This is a genomic window from Streptomyces sp. NPDC006602, from assembly GCF_042870385.1.
In the GTDB taxonomy this organism is placed as follows: Bacteria; Actinomycetota; Actinomycetes; order Streptomycetales; family Streptomycetaceae; genus Streptomyces.
Genome location: NZ_JBIAHG010000049.1, coordinates 23,277 through 40,560, shown reverse-complemented (window position 1 = coordinate 40,560; position 17,284 = coordinate 23,277). Strand labels below are relative to the sequence as shown.

Here is a 17,284-nt window from a genome sequence, read left to right as displayed (position 1 = left end):
GTAGCCGAAGCCCGGCTCCAGCGGCTCGATCACGAACCGGGAGCGGAATTCGTCGACGACCTCTTCGGTCAACGAGGGACGCTGAGCAATCAGCATGTTGCGATCCTTCAGTCAGGGGCGCCCGCTATTTGACGCCCTTGCTCACCAGGCGTTAGCCCGATGTCGTTACTTCTGCAAGGGTACGGGCGGCACGCCTCCGAAGAGCCGTACCGCCCGCAACCTCAAGACAACCGAGCCTCAGACGCGGCGGCGCTTGGGCGGACGGCAGCCGTTGTGCGGGGTGGGGGTGACGTCCTGGATGGAGCCGACCTCGAGACCAGTGGCCTGGAGGGAGCGGATCGCGGTCTCGCGACCGGAGCCCGGGCCCTTCACGAAGACGTCAACCTTGCGCATGCCGTGCTCCTGCGCGCGGCGGGCGGCCGACTCGGCGGCCATCTGCGCGGCGAAGGGGGTCGACTTGCGCGAGCCCTTGAAGCCGACGTGGCCGGCGGAGGCCCAGGAGATCACGTTGCCCGAGGGGTCCGTGATCGAGACGATCGTGTTGTTGAACGTGCTCTTGATGTGCGCGTGGCCGTGAGCGACGTTCTTCTTTTCCTTGCGGCGCACCTTCTTGGCAGCGCCCTGACGACCCTTGGGGGGCATCTATTTCTCCTACAGGGAGGTGGTCGGTCCTACAGCGAAGACCGCTTGGTCAAGCGTCCGCTGAGGACTACTTCTTGCCCGGCTTCTTCTTACCGGCGATGGCGCGACGCGGGCCCTTGCGGGTGCGAGCGTTCGTGCTGGTGCGCTGACCGCGGACAGGCAGACCGCGACGGTGACGGAGACCCTGGTAGCAGCCGATCTCCACCTTGCGGCGGATGTCGGCCTGGATCTCGCGACGGAGGTCACCCTCGGTCTTGATGTTGTTGTCGACGTACTCGCGGATCGCGACCAGCTCCTCCTCGGAGAGGTCGCGAACCCGGGTGTTCGGGTTGATGCCGGTCTCGGCCAGCGTGAGCTGGGAAAGGGTCCGGCCGATGCCGAACACGTAGGTCAGGGCGACCTCCACACGCTTTTCGCGCGGGATGTCAACACCGGAAACGCGTGCCATTCAATGGCTCCAGTTGATCTTCGGAGGTCTTCCACAGAACCGAATCCCAGCCGCCGGCCTCTTCACGCTGTTCGATGAACGCAGCGAAGATTAGGTACGGCCTGGGTCCCCGGCCTCCGAACCGGGGGTATCAGGCGATCACTCGCGATGCCTGGGCCCTGCGTATGAACATGTTCAGCTCGCGTCGCGCGAAGTTCTGCGGAGTGCAGAGGGTGGGTCGTGCGTCAGCCCTGGCGCTGCTTGTGGCGCGGGTTCTCGCAGATGACCATGACCCGACCGTGACGGCGGATCACCCTGCACTTGTCGCAGATCTTCTTGACGCTCGGCTTGACCTTCATGGGGTGAGGTTCTCCGGGTCAGTGCCACCACCCCGCGGGAAGCGGGGCAAAGGCAAGATCTACTTGTACCGGTAGACGATCCGGCCACGCGTCAGGTCGTACGGAGACAGCTCCACCACGACCCGGTCGTCAGGGAGGATACGGATGTAGTGCATACGCATCTTGCCGCTGATGTGCGCCAGGACCTGGTGGCCGTTCTGGAGCTCGACCTTGAACATGGCGTTCGGAAGAGACTCGACGACAGTGCCCTCGATCTCGATGGCACCTTGCTTCTTGGCCACGCTTCGCCCTTCGAATCGACTACCTTGATCGACTCCCTTTGCTTTCCCTTACGGGCGCATGCGGACATGCGGGTGCACGAGAGCCGACGAGTCAGTCTACGTCAGCGCACCCGGAAAGACGAATCGAGGAAGTGTGCCCCATCGCGGTGATCTTTAAGCGAATGTCGTCATGCGAGCGGGTCCGGAGCTGCCGTGATCCCGTGCTCCGCGAGCTTCGCCTTGCCGCCGTCCGGAGCCGTCAGGACCAGCGGTCCCTGCTCCGTGAGGGCGACGGAGTGCTCCCAGTGGGAGGACCAGGTGCCGTCGGTGGTGATGACCGTCCAGTCGTCCGGGAGGACCTCGGTCTTCGGGGTGCCGAGCGAGACCATCGGCTCGATGGCGAGGCAGAAGCCGGGGACCAGCTTGGGACCCTTGCCGCGGCGCCGGTCGACGTAGTTCAGCAGGTGCGGGTCCATGTGCATCTCGGTGCCGATGCCGTGGCCGCCGTAGTCCTCGATGATGCCGTAGCGGCCGCCACCGGCCTTCGGCTGGCGGCGGATGTACGTCTCGATGGCCCGGGAGATGTCCACGAGCCGGTTGCCCTGCTTCATGGCCGCGATGCCGGCCCACATCGACTCCTCCGTCACCCGCGAGAGCTCGGTGAGCTCCGGAGCGTGCCCGGAGCCCACGAAGGCGGTGTACGCGGCGTCGCCGTGCCAGCCGTCGATGATCGCGCCGCAGTCGATGGAGATGATGTCGCCGTCCTTGAGGACGACCTCGTCGGACGGGATGCCGTGGACGACGACCTCGTTCACCGAGGTGCAGATCGTCGCGGGGAAACCGCCGTACCCGAGGAAGTTCGGCTTGGCGTCGTGCTCCGCGAGCACCTTGCGCGCGACCTGGTCCAGGTCCTTCGTCGTGGCCCCGGGCACCGCGGCCTCACGCGTCGCCGCGTGAATGGCGGCAACGACCAGCCCCGCCTCACGCATCTTGGCGATCTGCTCGGGAGTCTTGATCTGCACCATGGAGCGGGGGGCCTTTCTCTGACCGGGGTGTGGCGGGCGCCTTCAACGATACGTGCACCCACGCAGCAGCCGCGGCCCCCTGGAAGGGAACCGCGGCTACGGCGACGTACGAGAGGACGTGCGAAGAACGACTAGGCGGCGTCGCCCTCGCGCTTGAGTGCCTCCATGGCACGCGCGGTGACGTCCTCCACCTTGCCGAGCGCCGAGATCGTGACGACCAGGCCCTGCGCCTTGTAGAAGTCGATGATCGGCTCGGTCTGCGTGTGGTAGACCTCCAGCCGCTTGCGGACGGTCTCCTCGGAGTCGTCGTCGCGCTGGTACAGCTCGCCGCCGCAGACGTCACAGACGCCGTCCCGCTTCGGCGCCTTGTACGTCACGTGGAAGACGTGCGCCGAGTCGTTACGGCAGATGCGACGGCCGGCGATGCGCTTGACGACCTCCGCCTCGGGGACCTCGAGGTCCAGCACGGCATCCAGCTTCATGCCCTCGGCCTGCAGCATCTCGTCCAGCGCCTCGGCCTGCGACACGTTGCGCGGGAAGCCGTCCAGAAGGAAGCCGTTCTCGGCGTCCGGCTTCTCCATGCGGTCCTTGGCCATCGCGATGGTGACCTCGTCCGGGACCAGATTGCCCGCGTCCATGTAGGACTTCGCCAGTTTGCCCAGTTCCGTCTGCTGGCTGATGTTGGCCCGGAACAGGTCGCCCGTGGAGATGTGCGGGATCGACAGGTTCTGGGCGAGGAACGCGGCCTGCGTTCCCTTACCGGCACCCGGCGGCCCGACGAGGACGATACGCATCAGCGGAGGAACCCTTCGTAATTGCGCTGCTGAAGCTGACTCTCGATCTGCTTCACCGTCTCGAGACCCACACCCACGATGATCAGGATGCTGGTCCCGCCGAACGGGAAGTTCTGGTTTGCCCCGAAACCAGCCAACGCCATCGTCGGCACGAGAGCGATCAGCCCCAAGTACAGCGAACCCGGCCAGGTGATCCGGTTGAGCACGTAGGACAGGTACTCAGCGGTCGGTCGGCCAGCCCGGATGCCCGGGATGAAGCCACCATACTTCTTCATGTTGTCGGCGACTTCCTCGGGGTTGAAGGAGATGGCCACGTAGAAGAAGGCGAAGAACACGATGAGGAAGAAGTACAGAATGATGTGCGGTGTGGCAGCCGTGTCCGCGAGGTTGGCTTTGATCCAGTTCGCCCAGCCCGCAGTGGAGTTGGAGAACTGCACGACCAATGCCGGGATGTAGAGCAGCGACGACGCGAAGATGACGGGGATCACACCGGCCTGGTTGACCTTCAGCGGGATGTAGGTCGACGTACCGCCGTAGGAACGGCGGCCGATCATCCGCTTCGCGTACTGCACCGGAACACGGCGCTGGGCCTGCTCGACGAAGACCACGAGGCCGACCATCACCAGGCCGACGAGGATCACCGTGCCGAACTCGATCCAGCCGTCGGCCAGGGAGCCCTGCTGCTTGATGGCCCACAGCGCGGACGGGAAGGTCGCGGCGATCGAGATGAACATCAGGATCGACATGCCGTTGCCGATACCGCGGTCGGTGATGAGCTCACCGAGCCACATGACCACACCCGTGCCGGCGGTCATGGTGACGACCATGACGATCGTGGAGAAGATCGAACGGTCGGGCACGATCGAGGTGGCGACCGGGCAACCGCTGAACAGCGCACCGCTGCGGGCCGTGGCCACCAGGCCGGTGCCCTGCAGGACGGCGAGCGCCACCGTCAGATAGCGGGTGTACTGCGTGATCTTCGCCGTACCGGCCTGGCCCTCTTTCTTGAGGGCCTCCAGGCGCGGGATCACGACGGTCAACAGCTGCAGGATGATGCTCGCCGTGATGTACGGCATGATGCCGAGCGCAAAGATCGTGATCTGCAGCAGCGCGCCACCACTGAACATGTTGACCAGCCCGAACAGACCCTGGTTGGCGCTGGCCTGGTCGATGCAGGTCTGTACGTTCTTGTAGTCGATACCCGGGATCGGCACATGCGTGCCGACGCGGTAGACCACGATGATGCCGAGCGTGAAGAGCAGCTTCTTGCGCAGGTCGGGCGTCCTGAACGCCCGGGCGAACGCGGTGAGCACGGAGCCTCCTGCGCCCCCCGCACGCAGAGCAGGGAGGCTAGTCGTTGACAAGGCCATGAAAGCCAGTAGACGGTCGCCCAACAGTGCTGAGGGAGACAGACACCTGTCACCACTAGCTATGGATGGACCACAGGACTCTAACAGTGCCGACCCCCTTGCAAGAAGCGGACGAACCCGACGGCGGCCACCCGGGATCGGCTCCGCACCACGACCGGGATTCGCCTCGTCCACACACACCGCCGCATTTCATGGCAATCGCCTCGACGAAAGCGGCCGAACTGTGCGGTGACATGTGCGGTCCACCTGCGGTGACGCGCCTCATATGAAAAAGACCCGCCGAAATATCGGCGGGCCTTTTTCGGCCGGGGATACCCACAAAAAGAGGTATCCCCGGTCGGGATCGTTCAAGTCAGCGAGACGTCCGAGGGAATCAGACGAGCTCGGTGACGGTACCGCCGGCAGCGGTGATCTTCTCCTTGGCGGAGCCGGAGACGGCGTCGACCGTCACCTGCAGCGCCACGGAGACGTCGCCCTGGCCGAGGACCTTGACGAGGCTGTTCTTGCGAACGGCACCCTTGGCCACCAGACCCTCGACGGTGACTTCGCCACCCTCGGGGTAGAGCTCGGCCAGCTTGTCGAGGTTCACGACCTGGAACTCGGTCTTGAACGGGTTCTTGAAGCCCTTGAGCTTCGGGAGACGCATGTGGAGGGGCATCTGGCCACCCTCGAAGCGCGCCGGAACCTGGTAACGCGCCTTCGTGCCCTTGGTACCACGACCGGCCGTCTTACCCTTCGACGCCTCACCACGACCCACACGGGTCTTGGCGGTCTTGGCGCCCGGGGCGGGACGGAGGTTGTGGATCTTGAGCGGGTTGTTCTCCGCCATGATCAGTCGACCTCCTCGACCGTCACGAGGTGGCGGACGGTGTGCACCATGCCGCGGAACTCGGGACGATCCTCCTTGACGACCTGCGTGTTGATCCCCTTGAGACCAAGGGAGCGCAGGGTGTCACGGTGGTTCTGCTTGCTGCCGATGTACGACTTCGTCTGCGTGATCTTGAGCTGAGCCATTACGCAGCACCAGCCCCGGCACGCGCACGCAGCAGAGCCGCGGGAGCGACGTCCTCGAGCGGCAGACCGCGGCGGGCCGCGACCTCCTCGGGACGCTGCAGGCCCTTCAGGGCCGCCACGGTCGCGTGCACGATGTTGATCGCGTTCGACGAGCCGAGCGACTTCGACAGGATGTCGTGGATACCGGCGCACTCGAGCACGGCACGCACCGGACCACCGGCGATAACGCCGGTACCCGGGGACGCGGGCTTGAGCAGCACGACGCCGGCAGCCTTCTCACCCGTGATCGGGTGCGGGATGGTGCCCTGGATACGGGGGACCTTGAAGAAGTGCTTCTTGGCCTCCTCAACACCCTTGGCGATGGCGGCCGGCACCTCCTTGGCCTTGCCGTAACCGACACCCACGGTGCCGTCACCGTCGCCCACCACGACCAGCGCGGTGAAGCTGAAGCGACGACCACCCTTCACAACCTTGGCGACGCGGTTGATCGCGACGACGCGCTCAACGTACGCGGTCTTCTCGGCAGCAGAAGCGCCACCGTCACGGCCCTTCCGGTCCCGCCGCTCGCCGCCACCGGCACCGCTTCCGCGGCGCTGGGGTCCAGCCATTGGATTACCTCTCTCTTTTTCCGCTAGCTACGCAGCGACCATTGGTCGCTAGCGCGACGGGCGACTCAGAACTTGAGTCCGGCTTCGCGGGCGGCGTCCGCCAGAGCGGCGATGCGCCCGGCGTACTGGTTGCCACCACGGTCGAATACGACAGCCTCGACACCGGCAGCCTTGGCGCGCTCGGCGACCAGGGCGCCGACCTGCTTGGCCTGCGCGGACTTGTCGCCCTCGCCACCGCGGATCGAGGTGTCCAGGGTGGACGCCGACGCAAGGGTGTGCCCCTTGAGGTCGTCGATCACCTGGGCCACGATGTGGCGGTTCGAGCGGGTCACGACCAGACGCGGACGCTCCGCCGTACCGTTGATCGACTTACGGATCCGGATGTGGCGGCGCTTGATCGCGGCGCGCTTGTAGGCGTCGCCCTTGAGGATCTTCTGTCCGTATGCCATGGCTTACTTACCCGCCTTTCCGACCTTGCGGCGGATGACTTCGCCCTCGTACTTGACGCCCTTGGCCTTGTACGGGTCGGGCTTGCGCAGCTTGCGGATGTTGGCCGCAACCTCGCCGACCTTCTGCTTGTCGATGCCCTCGACCTGGAAGCGGGTCGGGGTCTCCACCTTGAAGGTGATTCCCTCGGGCGCCTCGATGGTGATCGGGTGGCTGTAGCCGAGAGCGAACTCGAGGTTCGATCCCTTGGCCTGTACGCGGTAACCGACACCGCTGATCTCGAGCTTCTTCACGTAACCCTCGGTCACGCCGGTGATCATGTTCGCCACCAGCGTGCGGGACAGGCCGTGCAGGGCCTTGTTCTGACGCTCGTCGTTGGGGCGGGTGACGTTGAGTACGCCATCCTCACCCTTGGCGATGTCGATCGGCGCTGCGACGGTGTGGCTCAGGGCACCCTTGGGGCCCTTGACCGAAACCGTACGGCCGTCGATGGTGACGTCCACGCCGGCGGGAACCGTGATGGGGAGCTTGCCAATACGCGACATAGCTGTTTCCTCCGTTCCCTTCCGCTACCAGACGTAGGCGAGGACTTCCCCACCCACGCCCTTCTTGCCGGCCTGCTTGTCGGTGAGGAGCCCGTGCGACGTGGAGATGATCGCCACGCCGAGGCCGCCGAGCACCTTCGGCAGGTTGGTGGACTTCGCGTACACCCGGAGACCGGGCTTGGAGATCCGCTTGATGCCCGCGATGGAGCGCTCACGGTTCGGGCCGAACTTCAGCTCGAGGACGAGGTTCTTGCCGACCTCGGCGTCCTCGATCTTCCAGCCCGTGATGAAGCCCTCCTGCTGGAGGATCTCCGCGATGTGAGACTTGATCTTCGATGCCGGCATCGTCACGGAGTCGTGGTATGCCGAGTTCGCGTTCCGCAGACGCGTAAGCATGTCTGCGATCGGATCAGTCATGGTCATGAATTGGCCTTCGGCCTCTCTCGCCGGGGTTTCCTGGTGCGCCATCCCTCTCCCCGATCCGAGACGGGGCGGGTGCGGCGCGGTGGACCTACGGCGTAGTAAGTCGTATGGGCGTCCAGGTGCCCAACCCTCCCAGCCTAAGCCACGAAGGGGTGGGCACCTGACACCGCCCTTTACTTACCGAGAGTTCCTGAATCCCGAAGTACGGGACTACCAGGAGCTCTTGGTCACGCCCGGCAGCTCGCCACGGTGAGCCATCTCACGAAGGCACACGCGGCACAGGCCGAACTTGCGGTACACGGAGTGCGGACGACCACAGCGCTGGCAGCGCGTGTAGCCACGTACTCCGAACTTGGGCTTACGAGCAGCCTTGGCAATAAGAGCCTTCTTCGCCATCTCGCTCACGCCTCCTTGAAGGGGAAGCCGAGGTGACGAAGGAGCGCGCGGCCCTCAGCGTCGTTGGTCGCCGTGGTCACCACGGTGATGTCCATACCCCGGGTGCGGTCGATCTTGTCCTGGTCGATCTCGTGGAACATGACCTGCTCGGTGAGACCGAAGGTGTAGTTGCCACGGCCGTCGAACTGCTTGGGGGACAGGCCGCGGAAGTCGCGGATGCGCGGGAGCGCGAGCGACAGGGTGCGGTCCAGGAACTCCCACATGCGGTCGCCACGAAGCGTGACGTGGGCGCCGATCGGCTGGCCCTCACGCAGCTTGAACTGCGCGATGGACTTGCGGGCCTTGGTGACGGCCGGCTTCTGACCGGTGATCGTGGTGAGGTCGCGGATGGCGCCCTCGATCAGCTTGGAGTCGCGGGCGGCGTCGCCCACACCCATGTTGACCACGATCTTGACGAGACCGGGGATCTGCATGACGTTCTCGTACTTGAACTCGTCACGCAGCTTGCCCGCGATCTCCTCGCGGTACCTCGTCTTCAGACGCGGAGTGGTGGTGGTAGCCATCAGATGTCCTCACCCGTCCGCTTGGCAACGCGAACCTTGTTGCCCTCGTCGTCGAAGCGGTAACCGACACGCGTGACGACCTTGTTGCCGTCCTTCTCCACGACGAGCTGAACGTTGCTCACGTGAATCGGGGCCTCGGTCGTGACGATGCCACCGGCCTGCGAACCCTTGGCGGTGGGGCCGGCCTTGGTGTGCTTCTTGACCCGGTTGACACCCTCGACCAGGACGCGGTCCTCACGGGGGAAGGCCGCGATGACCTTGCCCTGCTTGCCCTTGTCCTTACCGGTGATGACCTGGACCAGGTCGCCCTTCTTGATCTTCATGCTTACAGCACCTCCGGCGCGAGCGAGATGATCTTCATGAACTTCTTCTCGCGCAGCTCACGGCCGACGGGGCCGAAGATACGGGTGCCGCGAGGGTCGCCGTCGTTCTTCAGAATGACGGCGGCGTTCTCGTCGAAGCGGATGTACGAGCCGTCCGGACGGCGGCGCTCCTTGACGGTGCGAACGATGACCGCCTTGACGACGTCACCCTTCTTCACGTTGCCACCGGGGATCGCGTCCTTGACGGTGGCGACGATGACGTCACCGATGCCCGCGTAGCGGCGACCGGAGCCACCGAGCACACGGATGCAAAGGATCTCCTTCGCACCAGTGTTGTCGGCGACACGCAGTCGCGACTCCTGCTGGATCACGTCTATCTCCTGTTTGTCTGCCGGTTCCCGGCAGGGGCTTCCTCGTTACGAGGAGGAGCCCCTGCCGAGCCTGGCGGAACTGTCCTGCGGGGATGCCCGCAGGAGATTTACTTGGCCTTCTCGAGGATCTCGACGACGCGCCAGCGCTTCGTGGCGGACAGCGGACGCGTCTCCATGAGGAGGACGCGGTCGCCGACGCCCGCAGCGTTCTGCTCGTCGTGCGCCTTGAGCTTGTTCGTACGGCGGATGACCTTGCCGTACAGCGCGTGCTTGACGCGGTCCTCGACGGCGACGACGACGGTCTTGTCCATCTTGTCGCTGACGACGAGACCCTCACGGGTCTTGCGGAAGCCGCGGGCCTCTGCAGTCTGCTCAGTCACGTTGCTCTCACTCATCAGGCGCTCTCCACCGTCTCGATGCCCAGCTCGCGCTCACGCATCAGGGTGTAGATCCGCGCGATGTCCTTACGGACGGCCTTGAGCCGACCGTGGTTCTCGAGCTGGCCCGTCGCCGCCTGGAAGCGGAGGTTGAACAGCTCTTCCTTGGCTTCGCGAAGCTTCGCCAGAAGCTCCTCGTCACCCAGTTCGCGCAGCTCGGACGCCTTGGTACCGGCCGACATCACGCTTCACCTGCCTCGCGCTTGACGATCCGGCACTTCATCGGCAGCTTGTGGGCTGCGCGAGTCAGGGCCTCACGGGCGATCTTCTCGTTGGGGTAGGACAGTTCGAACATGACCCGGCCCGGGTGCACGTTCGCGATCCACCACTCCGGCGAACCCTTACCGGAACCCATGCGGGTCTCGGCAGGCTTCTTCGTGAGCGGGCGGTCCGGGTAGATGTTGATCCAGACCTTGCCGCCACGCTTGATGTGGCGGGTCATCGCGATACGGGCCGCCTCGATCTGGCGGTTGGTCACGTACGCCGGCGTGAGGGCCTGAATGCCGTACTCGCCGAACGCGACCGTCGTACCGCCCTTGGCCTGACCACGGCGCTTCGGGTGGTGCTGCTTGCGGTGCTTGACCCTACGGGGGATCAGCATGTCGGTCAGGCCTCCGTTCCGGTGCTCTCAGCCGGAGCGGCGGCAGCGGGAGCCTCGGCCTTGGGGGCCTCGGCGCCTGCAGCCTGCTGCGGCTTGCGACCGCGCCGCTCGCCACCGCCACCACGGCCACCACGGGCCGGGCGGTCGGCGCCGCCGCCACCGCGGGCCGGGCGGTTACCCGCACGGGCGGCAGCGTTCTCAGCGCGGACCTCGGCGATGTTCTTGACGTCGCCCTTGTAGATCCAGACCTTCACACCGATGCGGCCGAAGGTCGTCTTGGCCTCGAAGAAGCCGTAGTCCACGTTCGCGCGGAGCGTGTGCAGGGGCACACGGCCCTCGCGGTAGAACTCCGAGCGGGACATCTCGGCGCCACCGAGGCGGCCACCGCACTGGATCTTGATGCCCTTGGCGCCGGCCTTCATCGTGCCCTGCATGCTCTTACGCATGGCGCGACGGAAGGAGACGCGGGAGGAGAGCTGCTCGGCAACGGCCTGGGCAACCAGCTGAGCGTCGGTCTCGGGGCTCTTGACCTCGAGGATGTTCAGCTGGACCTGCTTGCCCGTGAGCTTCTCGAGGTCACCGCGGATGCGGTCGGCCTCGGCGCCACGGCGGCCGATGACGATGCCCGGACGGGCCGTGTGGATGTCCACACGGACGCGGTCACGGGTGCGCTCGATCTCCACCTTCGAGATGCCGGCGCGCTCCATGCCGGACGTCATCATCCGACGGATGGCGACGTCTTCCTTGACGTAGTCCTTGTACAGCTTGTCGGCGTACCAACGGGACTTGAAGTCCGTGGTGATGCCGAGCCGGAACCCATGCGGGTTAACCTTCTGGCCCATTACCGGGTTCCTTCCTTGCTGCTGACGACCACGGTGATGTGGCTGGTCCGCTTGCGGATCCGGTAGGCACGGCCCTGGGCACGCGGACGGAACCGCTTCAGGGTCGGGCCCTCGTCGACGTACGCCTCGGAGATGACAAGGCTGTCGACATCGGTGTGGTCGTAGTTGTGCGCGGCGTTGGCGATGGCGCTGTCAAGCACCTTGCCGACCGGCACGCTCGCGGCCTGCGGGGCGAAACGCAGGACCGCCTGAGCCTCCGTGGCGTCCATGCCACGGATAAGGTCCACCACGCGGCGGGCCTTCATGGGCGTGACGCGGATGTACCGCGCCTGGGCCCTGGCTTCCATGGTTGTCCTTCCAGTGTCTGTCATGGTCATTCCACCCCGCGCTTAGCGGCGCTTCGACTTCCGGTCGTCCTTGACGTGACCCCGGAAGGTGCGCGTCGGCGAGAACTCGCCGAGCTTGTGGCCGACCATCGACTCGGTGACAAACACCGGAATGTGGGTCTTGCCGTTGTGCACCGCGATCGTGTGGCCCAGCATGGCCGGGACGATCATCGAGCGACGGGACCAGGTCTTGATGACGTTCTTGGTGCCTGCCTCGTTCTGTACGTCCACCTTCTTGATCAGGTGGTCGTCGACGAAGGGCCCCTTCTTGAGACTGCGCGGCATCTAAACCCGCTCCTAGCGCTTCTTGTTCGTCTTGCGGCGGCGGACGATGTACTTGTTCGAAGCCTTCTTCGGCGAACGAGTACGACCCTCCTTCTGACCCCAGGGGCTGACCGGGTGGCGACCACCGGAGGTCTTGCCCTCACCACCACCGTGGGGGTGGTCAACCGGGTTCATCGCCACGCCACGAACGGTCGGGCGGACGCCCAGCCAGCGCTTGCGGCCGGCCTTGCCCCAGTTGATGTTGCTCTGCTCGGCGTTGCCGACCTCGCCGACCGTGGCGCGGCAGCGCTGGTCGACCAGCCGGATCTCACCGGACGGCATACGAAGGTGGGCCATCGTGCCCTCCTTCGCCAGCAGCTGCACGGAGGCACCGGCGGAGCGGGCGAACTTGGCGCCGCCACCGGGACGGATCTCGATCGCGTGGATCGTGGTACCGACCGGGATGTTGCGGAGCGCCAGGTTGTTGCCCGGCTTGATGTCGGCCCCGGGACCGTTCTCGACGCGGTCACCCTGCTGCAGGTTGCGCGGGGCGAGGATGTAGCGCTTCTCGCCGTCGGCGTAGTGCAGCAGCGCGATGCGCGCGGTGCGGTTGGGGTCGTACTCGATGTGCGCGACCTTCGCCGGCACGCCGTCCTTGTCGTGACGACGGAAGTCGATCACTCGGTAGGCGCGCTTGTGTCCGCCACCCTGGTGGCGAACGGTCACACGACCGGAATTGTTACGGCCGCCCTTGCTGTGCAGCGGGCGAACCAGCGACTTCTCCGGCGTGGACCGCGTGACCTCGACGAAGTCGGCGACGCTGGAGCCACGACGGCCCGGCGTAGTCGGCTTGTACTTGCGGATTCCCATTTCTCAGTCCTCGTCCGATATCGGACGATCCGGACCGCCGTCAGGCGGTCGGACCGCCGAAGATGTCGATACGGTCGCCCTCAGCGAGGGTCACAATCGCGCGCTTGGAGCCGGCACGCTGACCGAAACCGGTCTTGGTGCGCTTGCGCTTGCCCTGGCGGTTGATCGTGTTGACCCCGGTGACCTTGACCGAGAAGACCGCCTGGACGGCCTGCTTGATCTGGGTCTTGTTGGCGCCCGGGGCCACGATGAACGTGTACTTGCCCTCGTCGAGAAGCGCGTAGCTCTTCTCGGACACGACCGGCTTGAGCAGGATGTCACGGTGGTCCGTGAACGACTTGCTCACCGGGGTGACGACGGTGTTCTTGCCCTCGGTCTCGTGGCGACGCGCCTTGGCGACGCGCGCGACCTTCTTGGCCTTGGCGGCCTTCGAGGCGATGCTCGGGTGACGCGTAGCCATCAGGCCTCGCTCCCTTCGGTGTCGGTGGCCTGCGGGCCGGACACGAAGGACTCGAAAGCGGCCTGGGTGAAGACCACGTCGTCGGAGACGATCACGTCGTACGTGTTCAGCTGGCCCGGCTCCAGGATGTGGACCTGGGGCAGGTTGCGGGCGGAGAGCCACGCGGCCTCGTCGGCGCGGTCGATGACCAGGAGCACGTTCTTGCGCTCCGAGATCTTGCCGAACAGCGTCCTGGCGGCCTTCGTGGAGGGGTTCTCGCCCTCGATCACGCCGGTGACGACGTGGATGCGGTTGTGGCGGGCCCGGTCGGTGAGGGCGTGACGCAGAGCGGCAGCCTTCATCTTCTTCGGGGTCCGCTGCGAGTAGTCACGCGGCTGCGGGCCGTGGACGACGCCACCGCCTGCGAACTGCGGCGCGCGGGTCGAGCCCTGACGGGCACGACCGGTGCCCTTCTGGCGGTACGGCTTCTTGCCGCCACCGCGGACTTCACCGCGACGCTTGGTCTTGTGCGTGCCCTGGCGGGCAGCGGCGTTCTGCGCGACGACGACCTGGTGGATCAGCGGGATGCTGATCTTCTCCACGCCGAAGATCTCCGCGGGGAGCTCGACGCTTCCGGTCTTCTCGCCTGCAGGCGAAAGGATGTCAACAGTGCTCATCGGTTACCTCAGGCCCCCTTGGCCGCGGTGCGGACCAGGACGAGGCCGCCGTTCGGACCGGGAACCGCGCCCTTGATGAGCAGCAGACCCTTCTCCGCGTCAACGGCGTGGACGGTCAGGTTCTGGGTGGTGACACGCTCATTGCCCATGCGACCCGCCATGCGGAGGCCCTTGAACACGCGGCCCGGGGTGGCGCAGCCACCGATGGAACCGGGAGAGCGGTGCTTGCGCTGGGTGCCGTGTCCGGCGCCGAGGCCCTTGAAGTTGTGACGCTTCATGACACCGGCGAAGCCCTTGCCCTTGCTCTTGCCGGTCACGTCGACCTTGATGCCGGCCTCGAACACCTCGGCGGTGATCTCCTGGCCGAGGGTGTACTCGCTGGCGTCAGCGGTACGGATCTCGACGAGGTGGCGGCGGGGAGTGACCTCGGCCTTGGCGAAGTGACCCTTGAGGGGCTTGTTCACCTTGCGAGGGTCGATCTCGCCGAAGGCGATCTGGACCGACTCGTAGCCGTCGGAGTCATTCGTACGGACCTGGGTCACGACGTTGGGTCCGGCCTTGACGACGGTGACGGGAACAACACGGTTGTTCTCGTCCCACACCTGCGTCATGCCGAGCTTCTCGCCCAGGATGCCCTTGATCTGCTTAGCCATTCTCAGATCACCGACCCCTAGAGCTTGATCTCGATGTCGACACCGGCCGGGAGGTCGAGTCGCATCAGAGAGTCAACGGTCTTGGGCGTCGGGTCGAGGATGTCGATCAGGCGCTTGTGCGTGCGCATCTCGAAGTGCTCGCGCGAGTCCTTGTACTTGTGCGGCGACTTGATGACGCAGTACACGTTCTTCTCAGTGGGCAGCGGCACCGGGCCCGCGACCGACGCACCAGTACGCGTCACCGTCTCGACGATCTTCTTCGCCGAGGAATCGATGACCTCGTGGTCGTAGGCCTTGAGCCGGATGCGGATCTTCTGTCCCGCCATGGCTACTAGTAGTCCTGTCTCTCGTTTAACGCTCTGGAACCCGGTGTTCCGAACACTTCACCTCCGACCCACGCGGTCGGGCGTGTCGCACTCTCACTGACACGGATGTCCCATCTCTGGAACTTCCCTGCTGGGAAAGCACGGCCGGGGGTGAAGACCCACCGGGTGCCTGGCCGGCGCCGCACTGACACTTCCCGAAAGATTCCCGTACGTCCGCCTCAGCGCTGCCATGTGGCAGTTGGGGCGACGAGTACTGTGGGACTCGCTTCCGGTCCTCCCGGCGGGAGGCGCGCAGCATCAACACTCGACCGAGCAACTCGGACAGTCTGCCATATGGGGCAGGTGCCTGGCCAATCGAGCCGGAGACAATACCCCGGGAGTGGCGCAGGTCAAACACAGGTCCCTCGGCACGAAAGTCGCGGCCACCGGACGTTTTCCTTCCGGCCCTCCTTAACGCTGTGCCACCTGATATGCACGGAGCGCGTGGGGACGCGCTGAGGTGGGGGACTTGCTGGCGCCGCTGCGCCAGGCGATCACGGCACGCGACCGGCAACGGCCGTCGAGCCCCGAGCCGCCCCTGCCCGCCCGGCAGCCGGAGCCACTGAGCCCGGCGGTCTGACGTCGGCGTCCGGAGGACGCCGGGCGGACCGGCGTCCTCCGCGCCCGCGGGGGAGGGACGAGCGGAGATCGCCGCCAACGGGTTTGGCCCTGTCCCGCCTGCCGTTCCTGGACAGTGAGCGGGAGTGAGTCCACGCACTGGCACGTCCGAACGGTCTTGGGCGCTCCCCCAGAGGGGGCACCCCCAGGTCGTCCGCTTTCGCCTCCGGGTGGCGACACGGATCCTGTCCGTGGTCCGATCCCGGAAGGGCGGAGTCCCTTACGACCTTGCCATGTGGATGCAGCCGGAGGCGACGGGGAGGCCCTGAACCATCACGCTGGTGGACATCGAGCAGTTGTCAACCCCGTCTTCAGCAGCCGGGAAACCGGCCGCTCCACAACCCGGTGCACCACCCAGCTCAGCCCCATGAACCCGGCAAGCACCACGACGACCAGCAACCGCGCGTCCATCGTGTCCCGCAACCGATTGATCAGCGTCGTACCGGCCGCGTAGTGCACCAGGTAGAGCGGATACGTCAGAGCACCTGCCGTCACCAGCCACTTCCACCGCACCCGGTCCGTCGCCCCGAGGGCGATCGCCACCATCGCCAGCAGGAACACGGTGAAGATCAGCACGCTCCCCCGCCATCCGGACACGTGCTCGACCTCGTCGATCCGGTGCCCGAGTTCCAGCTGGCCCATCAGCCAGGCCATGGCGAGGATGCCCCACAGCAGCAGGTCCTGGCCGAAGCGGTGCATGAGGTACAGGGCGAGCCCCGCGATGAAGTACCAGGCGCCCTCCGCGTTGGCGGCCAGCTCCAGCAGACGAAAGCCGGACGCCGGCGCGAGCATCGCCGCCGCACCCCACACGCAGCAGAAGAGCACGACCTTTCGGTACGTCAGCCCGGTGGCGACCACCGCCAGGAACAGCAGGTAGAAGCGGAGCTCGGACCAGAGCGTCCAGTACACGCCGTCCACGTTCGCGACACCCGAACCGGACTGCAGCATCGTGAGGTTGAGCAGGACCTCGCGCATGCGCAGCCGCTCCCACACCCCCGGTACGGCCACCAGCACGCCCGTCGTGAACAGAACCGCGAACCAGTACGCCGGGTACAGGCGGATCACCCGCGACACGAAGAACTGCCGCGGCGTGCGCCCCCAGCAGGACATGCAGATCACGAACCCGCTGATCACGAAGAAGATCTCGACGCCGATCCAGCCGTAGGAGGCGAAGCGGAACACTGTGGGCATGATGTCGGACACCGGGCGGTCCCAGATCGCGTTGCCCGGCTGATCGACGCGGCCCGTGCCGGCGAAGTGGTGCACGGCGACCATCAGGGCGGCGAGCAGACGGATGCCGTCGATGGCGTACAGCCGACGGCCCACTCGCTCCCGTGCGGCGTCCTGGCGGCCCACTCCGACCGGCTGCGGCCGTCGCCCCCCGGGCGCGGCAAGCGGGGGGAGCGGCTGCTGCGACCCGCCGCCGACCAGGCCCACCACGCGCGTCGTCGGGATCGTCGTTCTGCCGTCCGCACCACGCATCGGCACCTGTCAGTCCGTCCTCATGGGGAAACTCGTCAGACTCCGGCCGGGCGGCCCCCGGCCGCGGCTCACGCTACGACCAC

General features: G+C 66.0%; 29 protein-coding genes. All 29 read right to left on the bottom strand.

The annotated features are described in order from the left end of the window. Window positions 1-237 precede the first annotated feature (237 nt). Window positions 238-642, bottom strand: a complete 405-nt coding sequence (rpsK, locus tag ACFYO2_RS45695; protein WP_003956432.1) for a 30S ribosomal protein S11 — start codon at window positions 640-642, stop codon at window positions 238-240. Between the two features lie 67 nt (window positions 643-709). Then, window positions 710-1,090, bottom strand: coding sequence for a 30S ribosomal protein S13 (gene rpsM / locus ACFYO2_RS45690; protein ID WP_030619172.1), 381 nt, complete (start codon window positions 1,088-1,090; stop codon window positions 710-712). Between the two features lie 224 nt (window positions 1,091-1,314). Continuing rightward, complete coding sequence (rpmJ, locus tag ACFYO2_RS45685; protein WP_003998809.1) at window positions 1,315-1,428, bottom strand: 50S ribosomal protein L36; 114 nt, start codon at window positions 1,426-1,428, stop codon at window positions 1,315-1,317. Window positions 1,429-1,487: 59 nt separating this feature from the next. Then, window positions 1,488-1,709, bottom strand: coding sequence for a translation initiation factor IF-1 (gene infA / locus ACFYO2_RS45680; RefSeq protein WP_003948620.1), 222 nt, complete (start codon window positions 1,707-1,709; stop codon window positions 1,488-1,490). A gap of 167 nt (window positions 1,710-1,876) precedes the next feature. Further along, on the bottom strand, window positions 1,877-2,713 hold the full coding sequence (gene map, locus ACFYO2_RS45675) for a type I methionyl aminopeptidase (protein WP_388362346.1): 837 nt from the start codon (window positions 2,711-2,713) through the stop codon (window positions 1,877-1,879). 131 nt (window positions 2,714-2,844) lie between these two features. Next, the gene (locus ACFYO2_RS45670; RefSeq protein ID WP_388362343.1) at window positions 2,845-3,507 is read right to left on the bottom strand and encodes an adenylate kinase; all 663 of its coding nucleotides are present in this window, start codon (window positions 3,505-3,507) and stop codon (window positions 2,845-2,847) included. After that, window positions 3,507-4,820 carry a preprotein translocase subunit SecY gene (gene secY / locus ACFYO2_RS45665; protein ID WP_388362354.1) on the bottom strand — a complete coding sequence of 438 codons (1,314 nt, stop codon included), beginning with the start codon at window positions 4,818-4,820 and terminating at the stop codon, window positions 3,507-3,509. The genes ACFYO2_RS45670 and secY overlap by 1 nt, the downstream gene beginning before the upstream one ends. A gap of 430 nt (window positions 4,821-5,250) precedes the next feature. Further along, the gene (gene rplO / locus ACFYO2_RS45660) at window positions 5,251-5,706 is read right to left on the bottom strand and encodes a 50S ribosomal protein L15 (protein ID WP_388362341.1); all 456 of its coding nucleotides are present in this window, start codon (window positions 5,704-5,706) and stop codon (window positions 5,251-5,253) included. A gap of 2 nt (window positions 5,707-5,708) precedes the next feature. Next, window positions 5,709-5,891: a 50S ribosomal protein L30 gene (gene rpmD, locus ACFYO2_RS45655; RefSeq protein ID WP_005481207.1), complete on the bottom strand. Its 183-nt coding sequence runs from the start codon at window positions 5,889-5,891 to the stop codon at window positions 5,709-5,711. Then, a complete protein-coding gene (gene rpsE / locus ACFYO2_RS45650) occupies window positions 5,891-6,499 on the bottom strand; it encodes a 30S ribosomal protein S5 (RefSeq protein WP_266435019.1) in 609 nt (202 codons plus the stop codon). The genes rpmD and rpsE overlap by 1 nt, the downstream gene beginning before the upstream one ends. Before the next feature lie 65 nt (window positions 6,500-6,564). Then, the gene (gene rplR, locus ACFYO2_RS45645; protein ID WP_030039763.1) at window positions 6,565-6,948 is read right to left on the bottom strand and encodes a 50S ribosomal protein L18; all 384 of its coding nucleotides are present in this window, start codon (window positions 6,946-6,948) and stop codon (window positions 6,565-6,567) included. A gap of 3 nt (window positions 6,949-6,951) precedes the next feature. After that, window positions 6,952-7,491, bottom strand: coding sequence for a 50S ribosomal protein L6 (gene rplF, locus ACFYO2_RS45640; RefSeq protein WP_388362337.1), 540 nt, complete (start codon window positions 7,489-7,491; stop codon window positions 6,952-6,954). A 24-nt stretch (window positions 7,492-7,515) separates the two neighbouring features. Then, a complete protein-coding gene (gene rpsH / locus ACFYO2_RS45635) occupies window positions 7,516-7,914 on the bottom strand; it encodes a 30S ribosomal protein S8 (protein WP_007494756.1) in 399 nt (132 codons plus the stop codon). Between the two features lie 210 nt (window positions 7,915-8,124). Continuing rightward, the gene (locus tag ACFYO2_RS45630; protein ID WP_003948630.1) at window positions 8,125-8,310 is read right to left on the bottom strand and encodes a type Z 30S ribosomal protein S14; all 186 of its coding nucleotides are present in this window, start codon (window positions 8,308-8,310) and stop codon (window positions 8,125-8,127) included. Between the two features lie 5 nt (window positions 8,311-8,315). Then, complete coding sequence (gene rplE / locus ACFYO2_RS45625; RefSeq protein WP_388362333.1) at window positions 8,316-8,873, bottom strand: 50S ribosomal protein L5; 558 nt, start codon at window positions 8,871-8,873, stop codon at window positions 8,316-8,318. Next, window positions 8,873-9,196: a 50S ribosomal protein L24 gene (gene rplX, locus ACFYO2_RS45620; protein WP_053753926.1), complete on the bottom strand. Its 324-nt coding sequence runs from the start codon at window positions 9,194-9,196 to the stop codon at window positions 8,873-8,875. The genes rplE and rplX overlap by 1 nt, the downstream gene beginning before the upstream one ends. 2 nt (window positions 9,197-9,198) lie before the next feature. Beyond that, window positions 9,199-9,567: a 50S ribosomal protein L14 gene (rplN, locus tag ACFYO2_RS45615; RefSeq protein ID WP_003998823.1), complete on the bottom strand. Its 369-nt coding sequence runs from the start codon at window positions 9,565-9,567 to the stop codon at window positions 9,199-9,201. A gap of 107 nt (window positions 9,568-9,674) precedes the next feature. Beyond that, a complete protein-coding gene (gene rpsQ, locus ACFYO2_RS45610; RefSeq protein WP_003992363.1) occupies window positions 9,675-9,962 on the bottom strand; it encodes a 30S ribosomal protein S17 in 288 nt (95 codons plus the stop codon). Next, window positions 9,962-10,186 (bottom strand): 50S ribosomal protein L29, encoded by a 225-nt coding sequence (rpmC, locus tag ACFYO2_RS45605; protein WP_003998824.1) that lies wholly within the window; start codon window positions 10,184-10,186, stop codon window positions 9,962-9,964. Before rpmC ends, rpsQ begins: the two co-directional genes overlap by 1 nt. Next, entirely contained in the window at window positions 10,186-10,605 is a 420-nt protein-coding gene (gene rplP / locus ACFYO2_RS45600; RefSeq protein ID WP_004927269.1) for a 50S ribosomal protein L16, read from the bottom strand. The genes rpmC and rplP overlap by 1 nt, the downstream gene beginning before the upstream one ends. Window positions 10,606-10,610: 5 nt before the next feature. After that, window positions 10,611-11,447, bottom strand: a complete 837-nt coding sequence (gene rpsC / locus ACFYO2_RS45595; RefSeq protein WP_388362328.1) for a 30S ribosomal protein S3 — start codon at window positions 11,445-11,447, stop codon at window positions 10,611-10,613. After that, window positions 11,447-11,794 carry a 50S ribosomal protein L22 gene (gene rplV, locus ACFYO2_RS45590; RefSeq protein WP_026252021.1) on the bottom strand — a complete coding sequence of 116 codons (348 nt, stop codon included), beginning with the start codon at window positions 11,792-11,794 and terminating at the stop codon, window positions 11,447-11,449. Before rplV ends, rpsC begins: the two co-directional genes overlap by 1 nt. Window positions 11,795-11,836: 42 nt before the next feature. Continuing rightward, window positions 11,837-12,118 carry a 30S ribosomal protein S19 gene (rpsS, locus tag ACFYO2_RS45585; RefSeq protein WP_003948639.1) on the bottom strand — a complete coding sequence of 94 codons (282 nt, stop codon included), beginning with the start codon at window positions 12,116-12,118 and terminating at the stop codon, window positions 11,837-11,839. 12 nt (window positions 12,119-12,130) lie between these two features. Beyond that, a complete protein-coding gene (gene rplB, locus ACFYO2_RS45580; protein WP_097285858.1) occupies window positions 12,131-12,967 on the bottom strand; it encodes a 50S ribosomal protein L2 in 837 nt (278 codons plus the stop codon). A 40-nt stretch (window positions 12,968-13,007) separates the two neighbouring features. Next, window positions 13,008-13,427: a 50S ribosomal protein L23 gene (gene rplW / locus ACFYO2_RS45575; protein ID WP_217237698.1), complete on the bottom strand. Its 420-nt coding sequence runs from the start codon at window positions 13,425-13,427 to the stop codon at window positions 13,008-13,010. Next, complete coding sequence (gene rplD / locus ACFYO2_RS45570) at window positions 13,427-14,083, bottom strand: 50S ribosomal protein L4 (protein WP_307676743.1); 657 nt, start codon at window positions 14,081-14,083, stop codon at window positions 13,427-13,429. Before rplD ends, rplW begins: the two co-directional genes overlap by 1 nt. A gap of 8 nt (window positions 14,084-14,091) precedes the next feature. Further along, a complete protein-coding gene (gene rplC, locus ACFYO2_RS45565) occupies window positions 14,092-14,736 on the bottom strand; it encodes a 50S ribosomal protein L3 (RefSeq protein WP_388362323.1) in 645 nt (214 codons plus the stop codon). Window positions 14,737-14,753: 17 nt separating this feature from the next. Continuing rightward, the gene (rpsJ, locus tag ACFYO2_RS45560) at window positions 14,754-15,062 is read right to left on the bottom strand and encodes a 30S ribosomal protein S10 (protein WP_003948644.1); all 309 of its coding nucleotides are present in this window, start codon (window positions 15,060-15,062) and stop codon (window positions 14,754-14,756) included. A 930-nt stretch (window positions 15,063-15,992) separates the two neighbouring features. Continuing rightward, a complete protein-coding gene (locus ACFYO2_RS45555; RefSeq protein ID WP_388362351.1) occupies window positions 15,993-17,201 on the bottom strand; it encodes an acyltransferase family protein in 1,209 nt (402 codons plus the stop codon). Between the last annotated feature and the right edge of the window lie 83 nt (window positions 17,202-17,284).

Coding starts and splice junctions, on each gene's coding strand:
- rplB (WP_097285858.1), bottom strand. CDS start 12,967: ATGGGAATCCGCAAGTACAAGCCGACTACGCCGGGCCGTCGTGGCTCC.
- rpsK (WP_003956432.1), bottom strand. CDS start 642: ATGCCCCCCAAGGGTCGTCAGGGCGCTGCCAAGAAGGTGCGCCGCAAG.
- rpsH (WP_007494756.1), bottom strand. CDS start 7,914: ATGACCATGACTGATCCGATCGCAGACATGCTTACGCGTCTGCGGAAC.
- rplO (WP_388362341.1), bottom strand. CDS start 5,706: ATGGCGGAGAACAACCCGCTCAAGATCCACAACCTCCGTCCCGCCCCG.
- rplR (WP_030039763.1), bottom strand. CDS start 6,948: ATGGCATACGGACAGAAGATCCTCAAGGGCGACGCCTACAAGCGCGCC.
- rpsS (WP_003948639.1), bottom strand. CDS start 12,118: ATGCCGCGCAGTCTCAAGAAGGGGCCCTTCGTCGACGACCACCTGATC.
- rpsJ (WP_003948644.1), bottom strand. CDS start 15,062: ATGGCGGGACAGAAGATCCGCATCCGGCTCAAGGCCTACGACCACGAG.
- rplD (WP_307676743.1), bottom strand. CDS start 14,083: ATGAGCACTGTTGACATCCTTTCGCCTGCAGGCGAGAAGACCGGAAGC.
- rplC (WP_388362323.1), bottom strand. CDS start 14,736: ATGGCTAAGCAGATCAAGGGCATCCTGGGCGAGAAGCTCGGCATGACG.
- rplX (WP_053753926.1), bottom strand. CDS start 9,196: ATGAAGATCAAGAAGGGCGACCTGGTCCAGGTCATCACCGGTAAGGAC.
- rpmJ (WP_003998809.1), bottom strand. CDS start 1,428: ATGAAGGTCAAGCCGAGCGTCAAGAAGATCTGCGACAAGTGCAGGGTG.
- rpsM (WP_030619172.1), bottom strand. CDS start 1,090: ATGGCACGCGTTTCCGGTGTTGACATCCCGCGCGAAAAGCGTGTGGAG.
- rplE (WP_388362333.1), bottom strand. CDS start 8,873: ATGGCTACCACCACCACTCCGCGTCTGAAGACGAGGTACCGCGAGGAG.
- rplW (WP_217237698.1), bottom strand. CDS start 13,427: ATGGCTACGCGTCACCCGAGCATCGCCTCGAAGGCCGCCAAGGCCAAG.
- ACFYO2_RS45670 (WP_388362343.1), bottom strand. CDS start 3,507: ATGCGTATCGTCCTCGTCGGGCCGCCGGGTGCCGGTAAGGGAACGCAG.
- map (WP_388362346.1), bottom strand. CDS start 2,713: ATGGTGCAGATCAAGACTCCCGAGCAGATCGCCAAGATGCGTGAGGCG.
- rpsQ (WP_003992363.1), bottom strand. CDS start 9,962: ATGAGTGAGAGCAACGTGACTGAGCAGACTGCAGAGGCCCGCGGCTTC.
- rplP (WP_004927269.1), bottom strand. CDS start 10,605: ATGCTGATCCCCCGTAGGGTCAAGCACCGCAAGCAGCACCACCCGAAG.
- rplV (WP_026252021.1), bottom strand. CDS start 11,794: ATGGAAGCCAGGGCCCAGGCGCGGTACATCCGCGTCACGCCCATGAAG.
- rpsC (WP_388362328.1), bottom strand. CDS start 11,447: ATGGGCCAGAAGGTTAACCCGCATGGGTTCCGGCTCGGCATCACCACG.
- rpmD (WP_005481207.1), bottom strand. CDS start 5,891: ATGGCTCAGCTCAAGATCACGCAGACGAAGTCGTACATCGGCAGCAAG.
- rpmC (WP_003998824.1), bottom strand. CDS start 10,186: ATGTCGGCCGGTACCAAGGCGTCCGAGCTGCGCGAACTGGGTGACGAG.
- rplF (WP_388362337.1), bottom strand. CDS start 7,491: ATGTCGCGTATTGGCAAGCTCCCCATCACGGTTCCCGCCGGCGTGGAC.
- rpsE (WP_266435019.1), bottom strand. CDS start 6,499: ATGGCTGGACCCCAGCGCCGCGGAAGCGGTGCCGGTGGCGGCGAGCGG.
- ACFYO2_RS45630 (WP_003948630.1), bottom strand. CDS start 8,310: ATGGCGAAGAAGGCTCTTATTGCCAAGGCTGCTCGTAAGCCCAAGTTC.
- ACFYO2_RS45555 (WP_388362351.1), bottom strand. CDS start 17,201: ATGCGTGGTGCGGACGGCAGAACGACGATCCCGACGACGCGCGTGGTG.